The organism is Paenibacillus sp. VTT E-133280 (genome assembly GCF_002264385.1).
Classification (GTDB): domain Bacteria; phylum Bacillota; class Bacilli; order Paenibacillales; family Paenibacillaceae; genus Paenibacillus_AQ; species Paenibacillus_AQ nitricinens.
Map to the genome: position 1 here is coordinate 1 of NZ_NFUX01000128.1, position 8,205 is coordinate 8,205.

Below are 8,205 nucleotides of genomic sequence, written 5' to 3' on the forward strand. Positions count from 1 at the left end.
GAATTTCCTTGCTTGTCAGCACTAGAATTTGTTGTACATGCTGTAGCAAAGAGCGCCAAACTGAGGGTGACAGTGACTGCGGCAGTGTTACTAAAGATTTTTTTCAACATTTATATGACCTCTTTCTAAAAATATGGATTTTATTTTCCGCATAAACCAAGTCGTAAGTCCCATGATTTTTTTGCAAACTTTTTTAAATGGGGCAAACGTAAATATACCCAGACCAAGAGAAATTAAACCACCAACAATCATAAGTGAATTGAATGAAATATTATTACTGAAATCAATGATCGCAGCAACAATTCCTGCTATACCAGCCAAGAGAAAGGAAAATTCGACTAAAAATAGTGCGATAACCACTAACCAAATCGTTACGTAAAATACGAATATCAGTGCAAATAAGAGAAGGAGTAATGGGATACTCAAAATTAATAGTGTGTAATCCAATTTGGAAATGGGATCACTGGGCAATATGATCTTCTTAAGAGGGGTGGAATCAAGCATTACTTCTCGTGCAATCTCTTCGATGTTGCCAAGTCCACAAACCGCTTCTTCCTCGCCCATACCTTCTTCCATGCGATCGTCAATGATCTCAGAATAAAATGCAAGCGACTTATTCACTTCGATTCGAGGCAGGGCTTCAAGTTTATCAGCAAGTTCGGACAAAAAAATTGCTTTATTCATAATCGGCACCTCCTTTAATGAATTTATGCAGCGCTAAGACAGTCTCCCATTCCTTTAGAAAATCATGGATTTTATCTTTCCCTTGTGGCGTGATTTTATAATATTTTCGCAATCGACTATTGTGTTCAGTCGAATACACGGTCACGCAGTTTTGTGTCTCCAAACGCTTTAGAATTGGATATAGCGTTGATTCGGAAATTTCAATATGCTCAGAAAGATCTTTGACGATTTTGTATCCATAGGAATCTTCTTTTGAAAGAACGGTCAACACGCATACATCCAGCAAGCCCCGTTTTAATTGTGTATCCACGATATCCCCCCTAACACCCTTTGACACATTATACTATGCACTGCATAGTATTACAACATGACGAAATTTTAGCGCTTTTGAAAGAGGCCATGGAAGCGGGTTTTACTTCTGAAAAAAGCGAAAAAGAGAGGCAGTCTCGGACTCAGTTTCTTCGTCCGAGACTGCCACTCTTTCATTAATTACGATTAGTTTCCTTATTGGTCTTGAATTGTCTAGGGGTGATGCCTGTGTATTTTTTAAATACTTTGGTGAAATAGCTTTGGTCGTTGAATTGCAGACGGGTAGCAATGTCGGATAGGTGGATTCCAGGTAATTCAATTAGCCGTTTAGCTTCTTCAATTCGTTCGATTTGAATAAAATCGCTAACGGTAAACCCGGTCTCTTTCTTGAATAGCTGAGAGAGATAACTCCTGTTCAAGCCTGCAACCATTGCCAGATTATCTAGGGAAAGCTCTTCATACAGATGATTAAAAATATAGTTCTGACAGAGGGCGACAGTTCGCGACAGTTGTGCACTTCTATTATTTCTGACATGGTCAGCGAAATCACAAAGCGCATGAAGAAGAGCGTTGTCTACTGCGGGAATATCCTTCAGTTCTTCGATATGCTGGATATGAAAATCGCTGAGGGTATAGGAAATCTCCCAGTACAGCCCTCCATCTATCGCTGCACGTGTAGCGAGTGTAATACAGGAGACCGCCAAATTTTTTTTGCTGCGTAACTGACTTTTTTTAGAGAGTACACCGTAATTTTCTTCGGGGAATGAAGCTTGGCTTCGTAGCAGCTCGGCTTTATTCCCATTTTTGATATGGTGAAATAGAGCCTTTTCCAGCATAGGCTCGTGATGGAACCATGTATTCTCTCTACGGTAAGAGACATCCAAATCCAAGCTGTCGCTAGAGGGCTGTTTGGGTTCAAGCGTTCGAGAGTCAAGCAGTAGTTCGCTCAGGGTCAGAGTTTTTCCAGTAATAAGAGAATAGAGCAGCATAGCGGTATGGTACAATCTCATCCGGTTCATTACAGGCAGATTGCGATAGTAAGTAAGGCATTGATCCTGAAGTCCATAAGGTACTTCATTGTCACGCATTAGACTGGAGATACTGTCTCCTGAGAGTTGAGTAAATAACGAGGGACCCAATACAATGGTGCCTCCGCCATTATGCTCGAAAGGAAGATCGAGAAGGATATAATTCTCTAGGAAATTAGTGGTGCGAATGATTGGTATTGAGGAATTCCAGGAGTTATCGTTATTAGAATGGTTCTCGTGGTTAGTAGAATCTGTAATCTCTGAAATTAGGTCATTGATGTTATACACCCAGGGGGCAAGCTCTGAAGTGGAAGGCAGCGCTAGCTCGATTCTTCGATCGGAGTCAAGCAGAAACACAGGAATTTGAAGCGATTCATACAGCGCTTTACAGATATATTGAGCTCCTTCATGATCGTCCAAATAATTCAACATTTTAAAGCCTCCTTACCCAACAAGAATACCAAAAATACAATAATAATGCCATAAATCCGGTATGAAGTAGATTAAAATGAGGATAGTATACATTCAGAGGAGGTATTTTTATGAAAACCAACATTCATGAACTCATCGCACAAATGACCCTTGAGGAGAAAGCAGGACTCTGCTCAGGGCTTGATTTTTGGCATACTAAGGGCATTGAACGACTCGGAATCCCCTCTTTAATGGTAACGGACGGACCTCATGGTTTACGTAAGCAAAAAGAGAGTGCCGATCACCTCGGGCTCCATAACAGTGTACCCGCAACGTGTTTTCCTTCAGCAGCAGGGATGGCTTCTTCCTGGGATCGGGATTTAATCGGACGTGTGGGTGCAGCACTAGGGAAAGAGTGTCAGGCAGAGAATGTCGCTGTTCTGCTCGGGCCGGGAACAAATATTAAGCGCTCCCCATTAAATGGTCGTAACTTTGAATATTTTTCGGAAGATCCTTATCTTTCGTCGGAGATGGGTGGAAATCATATCAATGGTGTGCAAAGTGAAGGAGTAGGAACCTCACTCAAGCATTTTGCCGCAAATAATCAGGAGCACCGGAGAATGTCCGTTGATGCCGTTATTGATGAGCGGACGCTGCGGGAGATTTATCTGGCTAGCTTTGAAGGTGCAGTTAAGAAGAGTCAGCCATGGAGTGTGATGTGCTCTTACAATCGCTTAAACGGTGAATATGCTTCAGAAAGTGAGTTTCTCCTGACAAAGATTCTTAGAGAGGAATGGGGCTACGCAGGATTCGTCGTTTCCGACTGGGGGGCGGTCAATGAGCGAGTGAAGGCACTGCAAGCAGGGCTGGAACTGGAAATGCCATCCACCGGAGGACTTGGCGATGCCCAGATTGTAAAGGCTGTACAAAATGGTGAACTAGCTGAAGAAATATTGGATCTTGCGGTAGAGCGATTGCTTACTTTTGTTATTAAAGCGGTAGAGAGCCGTAAAGAGAATGCCTCATTTAATGTTGAGGATCATCATCGTTTGGCACGCGAAGTAGCCCGGGAGAGCATGGTGTTACTTAGAAATGAGGATGGCATTCTGCCGTTGTCTAAGCAAGGGACTATTGCGGTGATCGGCGAGTTTGCTAAAAATCCGCGTTATCAGGGCGGAGGCAGCTCACATGTGAATCCGACGAAATTGGATGATGCTTTTGAAGAGATGAAGGCTCATGCAGGTTCTGCCGAACTGCTGTATGCGCAAGGATATGAACTGAATCATGACGCGATTAATGAAGCTTTGCTACAAGAGGCACGGAATACAGCGGCAAAAGGGAATGTAGCCGTATTGTTCCTTGGACTTCCGGATAATTATGAATCAGAGGGTTATGATCGCAGTCATTTGTCACTTCCAGAGAGCCATAAAGCGTTAATCGATGCAGTAGCTGAGGTACAAAGCAATATCGTCGTTGTACTCAGCAATGGTTCACCCATAGAAATGCCTTGGATTCATAAAACGAAGGGTATTCTTGAAGGTTATCTAGGTGGTCAGGCTTTTGGCGGTGCAGTGGCAGATTTACTGTTTGGAGAGGTTAGTCCAAGTGGCAAACTGGCAGAGACCTTCCCGATGAAGCTGAGCGATAATCCATCCTTTCTTAATTTCCCAGGTGAAGGGGATACGGTAGAGTACAAAGAAGGCTTGTTTGTAGGCTATCGTTATTATGATAAAAAAGAGCTTGAACCGCTGTTTCCTTTCGGCTTTGGTCTAAGCTACACCGCGTTTCAATACAGCAATTTGAGAATCTCCAAGAGCAGCATAAAAGATACCGAGAACGTACAAGTTACGGCTACCGTCAAAAACACGGGTACTCGCGCAGGAAAAGAAATCGTTCAGCTCTATGTTAGCGACGTGAAGAGCAGCGTGATCCGCCCACTTAAGGAGCTTAAGGGCTTCCAGAAGCTAACGCTTCAGCCTGGTGAAGAGCAAGAGGTTTCTTTTGAACTGGATAAACGCTCCTTTGCTTATTACAACGTCAACATTGGCGATTGGCATGTGGAAAGTGGAGTTTTTGATATTGCTGTTGGTTCATCTTCACGAGATATTCGTCTGACTGCTTCGATTGAAGTAGAATCGACAGTTCCACTTCCGTTAAGTTATCATCGCAACAGTACCGTTGGTGATTTGCTAGACAATCCACGTACGGCGGATAAAGTGAAGGAGTTCAGCAGTATTTTTGGAATGGAAGATGCGATGGACGATAATCCGGAAATGTTCATGGCGATGATGAAATATATGCCGCTGCGGGCACTGGTTGGGTTCGGTCAGGGGAAATACACGGAAGAGGATTTAGCCAAGGATCTGCAAGAATTTAATGCTTTGGCTGCAGAGTAAGTGGAACAGGAGGGAGTAGACCTCAACGTTCGCACTTAATGATATTTTTAGAAAAAGGCTGCCCTTAGAGGCGGCTTTTTTAGATTTTGAAGGATTGAGTTAATGAATCTAAATTATTCATTCATTCTCTTCTATATGACTTATATTACATTAAATACCATAATGTCATATGACTAAATTGATGACAACGTACACTATTTAAATGCTCTTTTTATATATATATTGATGAAATGACATGTGTTAGATGCAGATGGAGGTATGGAAAAATACGATATTCGATAACCTTCTTGATGTGCGGGTGATTTTTAAATAGCAACTTTAGTTGTCTTGTTTGCATTGTTGTTTGGATGATAGATTAGAAAAACCGTCGAATTAGGAGGAAAAATGAGCTTTAAGGAGTTAATCATGTCTGGAAGCGATCTACAACTAACTAATAATGGATGGTACAAAGCGAATGAATATTAGCATTATATTGTTGGCTCAGCACTTTAATCTAACCGTACAATGTCTGGATCGAATCAAGCAATATACGCCTATGCCCTATGAGCTGATCGTCGTCTCGGATTACGAATCTACTGAAGTGTCGAATTTTCTTGCATATGAATACGGTGTTCATGTCATTCATAGCAGGAGTAAAGGGGTTGCAGCTGCATTTAATCTGGGCGCGCGGTCAGCTTCTGGTGATCGTCTTGTATTTATCCGCGATCAGATCATGGTAAATGAGGGATGGCTAGAGCAGTTGTCGAGCTGTTTGGATCATTATCCGAATGCTGCGATCGTGGGTCCTAGAATGAATGACGTTAGCGGTGGTCAAAGGATTCCCATTGTTTATCAGAACATGGAGCAACTCTATCAGTCGGCATCCATGCTTGCTATTGGGAAGTCAATGTCTTGGACCCGGGTTTCTAGGCTTGTTAGTTTGCTAATGATGATGCCGCGTCGCTATTTTGAGGAGATTGGGTCCTTCGATGAGAGGTTTGAGGTCGAATCCTATGAGGATGATGATCTGTGTTATCGCGCGTTATCAATGAATCTGGATGTTTACATAGCGGAAGGATGCGTAGTCTTCCGGAAGGAACCTCCTTCAGTAAATCCCAATGATCCCGATTGGTACAATAATAGATTGATCTTGAATCGTGCTAAGGCTATAAGCAAATGGGGATTCGATTTAACTTCTTCCTTGCATTGCGGCACGCGGAAGGTCACGGTCAGCTTATGCATGATCGTGAAGAATGAAGAGCAAACCTTAGGACGTTGTTTATCCAGCGTGAGGGAGCTAGTCGACGAGATCATTATTGTGGATACGGGTTCGAGTGATGGAACCAAAGCGCTCGCAGCTTCTTATGGGGCTCGGGTTTATGATTTCGAATGGGTGAACGATTTCGCTAAGGCAAGAAATTATGCCTTCAGTCTCGCGACTCAAGAATACCTGCTGTGGTTGGATGCGGATGATTATCTGCAGTCAGAGGATGCAGAGGCTCTAGGGTCCATTGTATCCGGATTAGCATGGGATATCGATGCCGTGTCGATTCATTATTATCTCGAGCGGGATAAGGACGGTAACGTAACTTCGAGTTTAAGGCGGAATCGTCTGGTTAGACGAAGTTGTGGTTTCCGTTGGATTGGAATCGTTCATGAGTACCTGGAGGTCGAAGGCAAAGTCCTCTATGCCGAGTTAGGCATAACGCATGATAGAAAGCATACGCAGTCTTCGCGTAATCTGCTTATCTATGAGGGGATGATAGAAGCGCACGCGAGCTTCACTCCGCGGGATTTATTTTATTATGCTAACGAGTTGTATGATCACGGCCTATGGCAGCGAGCGATAGAGCAATATGATACCTTCATTGAAATGCCGGATGGCTGGATGGAGGACAAGCTGCTAGCGAGCCGGCGTGCCGCCGATGCATTGGCACAATTAAGCCGCTTTCAAGAAGCTAAGCTTAAAGTACTTCAAGCCTTTGCATTGACACCTCCCCGAGCAGAAGCTTGTTGCCAATTAGGGGCTTATGAGCTAATTGAACAACGGTTCGAGAATGCTATTTTTTGGTACAAGCTAGCCACAGAAGTTCCTAAGCCGACTGAACCTAACGCTAGAATAGACAATTCGGCATGGACGTGGCTGCCACATTTGCAATTATGCGTTTGTTATGATCGCTTAGGTCAACACGAAGAAGCTAACTATCACAATGAATTAGCTGGGAGTTATGTACCGAAGCATCCGAGCGTCATGGCAAATCGCGATTATTTAAAGCAATACGTAACTTTATATACTTGAGGGGGATATGGTAATGGCAAGACTAAAGAGAGCAAAGGCAAGTGGGAAGAAGAGTGGAAATTCGTTAGCCTACAAGAGCTCAATGGCATTTATTCTAATGAGTCAGTTAATTGCACCATTGAGTCCTGCTAATAGTGGTATTCTACCCCGGGCAAGCGCCGCGGCTTACAGCGATGTCAATACTTCTTCATGGGCGTACCAGTATATCACCAAAGCGTCCGCACTAGGGGTAATTGAAGGAGACGGTTCAGGCAACTTCAACCCGAGCCGTCCTGTCACAAATCAGGAAGCGGTCGTTATGGTCCTCAGGTTCATGGGATATGAGCAGCCTAAGGCAAATGGCGTGAGCCTGCCCTTCACTGTAGATTCATGGGCAACTGTATGGTTGCAGCAAGCTATTGACATCGGCCTAGTAATTCCAAGTGAGGAAGAGAGACCAAACACCGTCATCTGGGGAAAAGAACAAGCGAGTAGAGAGTGGATAACACGTCTAATTATTCGTGCGGCAGGCAAGGAATCTGAGGCGATAGAGTTTAAGGACGGCAACATCGGTTTTTCCGATGCATCAGACGCATCGGACTGGGCAGCAGGCTACATTAATGCTGCAGTGAACCGTAATGTCATCTCGGGTTTCCCTAATAATACTTTTAAACCTAAGCAGACGGCTACTCGTGCCGAGTTTGCTGCTATTTTATCTAAGACCGAAATATTTGCGAGTACGGTATCCGAGCGAATTATCCATGGCTCTGTCGTCTCGATGTCGAAGAATTCGATCGAATTGTTAAGCAGCAGCGGCCAGACGTCGAAGTTCGAAATCAATACCCATTCAGTTCTGTTCGGAGACAATGACAAGGGTGTACTGCCTACAGGAGCATTGGTGACGCTCATCCATAATGGAGGAGTAGCTTCCTTCGTTGAAGTATTGGGAATGGGGGCAGTAGGCCAGGCAGGTTCGAAAGGTGAAAAAGGCGATAAGGGAGACACGGGCGCAACTGGCGCAGCAGGTCAAAACGGGTACTCTGGTTCCAGTGGGTTGCAAGGCGCAACTGGAGCAACTGGAGCAGTCGGAGCAACTGGAGCGACCGGAGCGGCTGGAGCT

6 protein-coding genes are annotated in these 8,205 nt (G+C 44.2%); 3 read left to right on the forward strand and 3 right to left on the reverse strand.

Annotation, left to right across the window (positions count from 1 at the left end):
• Positions 1-90 precede the first annotated feature (90 nt).
• The 3 genes from CA600_RS29990 to CA600_RS30000 form a co-directional block, all read right to left on the reverse strand.
• Positions 91-684, reverse strand: coding sequence for a DUF1700 domain-containing protein (locus tag CA600_RS29990; protein ID WP_094874740.1), 594 nt, complete (start codon positions 682-684; stop codon positions 91-93).
• Complete coding sequence (locus CA600_RS29995) at positions 677-994, reverse strand: PadR family transcriptional regulator (RefSeq protein ID WP_094874741.1); 318 nt, start codon at positions 992-994, stop codon at positions 677-679. The genes CA600_RS29990 and CA600_RS29995 overlap by 8 nt, the downstream gene beginning before the upstream one ends.
• A gap of 175 nt (positions 995-1,169) precedes the next feature.
• Positions 1,170-2,453 (reverse strand): AraC family transcriptional regulator, encoded by a 1,284-nt coding sequence (locus CA600_RS30000; RefSeq protein ID WP_094874742.1) that lies wholly within the window; start codon positions 2,451-2,453, stop codon positions 1,170-1,172.
• 110 nt (positions 2,454-2,563) lie between these two features.
• Between CA600_RS30000 and CA600_RS30005 the strand changes: the two genes are divergently transcribed.
• The 3 genes from CA600_RS30005 to CA600_RS32150 form a co-directional block, all read left to right on the forward strand.
• Complete coding sequence (locus CA600_RS30005; RefSeq protein ID WP_094874743.1) at positions 2,564-4,828, forward strand: beta-glucosidase family protein; 2,265 nt, start codon at positions 2,564-2,566, stop codon at positions 4,826-4,828.
• 454 nt (positions 4,829-5,282) lie between these two features.
• Positions 5,283-7,106, forward strand: a complete 1,824-nt coding sequence (locus CA600_RS30010; protein ID WP_179281786.1) for a glycosyltransferase — start codon at positions 5,283-5,285, stop codon at positions 7,104-7,106.
• 13 nt (positions 7,107-7,119) lie between these two features.
• Positions 7,120-8,205 (forward strand): S-layer homology domain-containing protein (locus CA600_RS32150; RefSeq protein WP_179281787.1); only part of this gene is annotated, 1,086 nt, incomplete at its 3' end.

Excerpts from the sequence above, each read along its gene's own strand:
- CA600_RS30000 (WP_094874742.1), bottom strand. The coding sequence starts at position 2,453 with ATGTTGAATTATTTGGACGATCATGAAGGAGCTCAATATATCTGTAAA.
- CA600_RS29990 (WP_094874740.1), bottom strand. The coding sequence starts at position 684 with ATGAATAAAGCAATTTTTTTGTCCGAACTTGCTGATAAACTTGAAGCC.
- CA600_RS30005 (WP_094874743.1), top strand. The coding sequence starts at position 2,564 with ATGAAAACCAACATTCATGAACTCATCGCACAAATGACCCTTGAGGAG.
- CA600_RS30010 (WP_179281786.1), top strand. The coding sequence starts at position 5,283 with ATGAATATTAGCATTATATTGTTGGCTCAGCACTTTAATCTAACCGTA.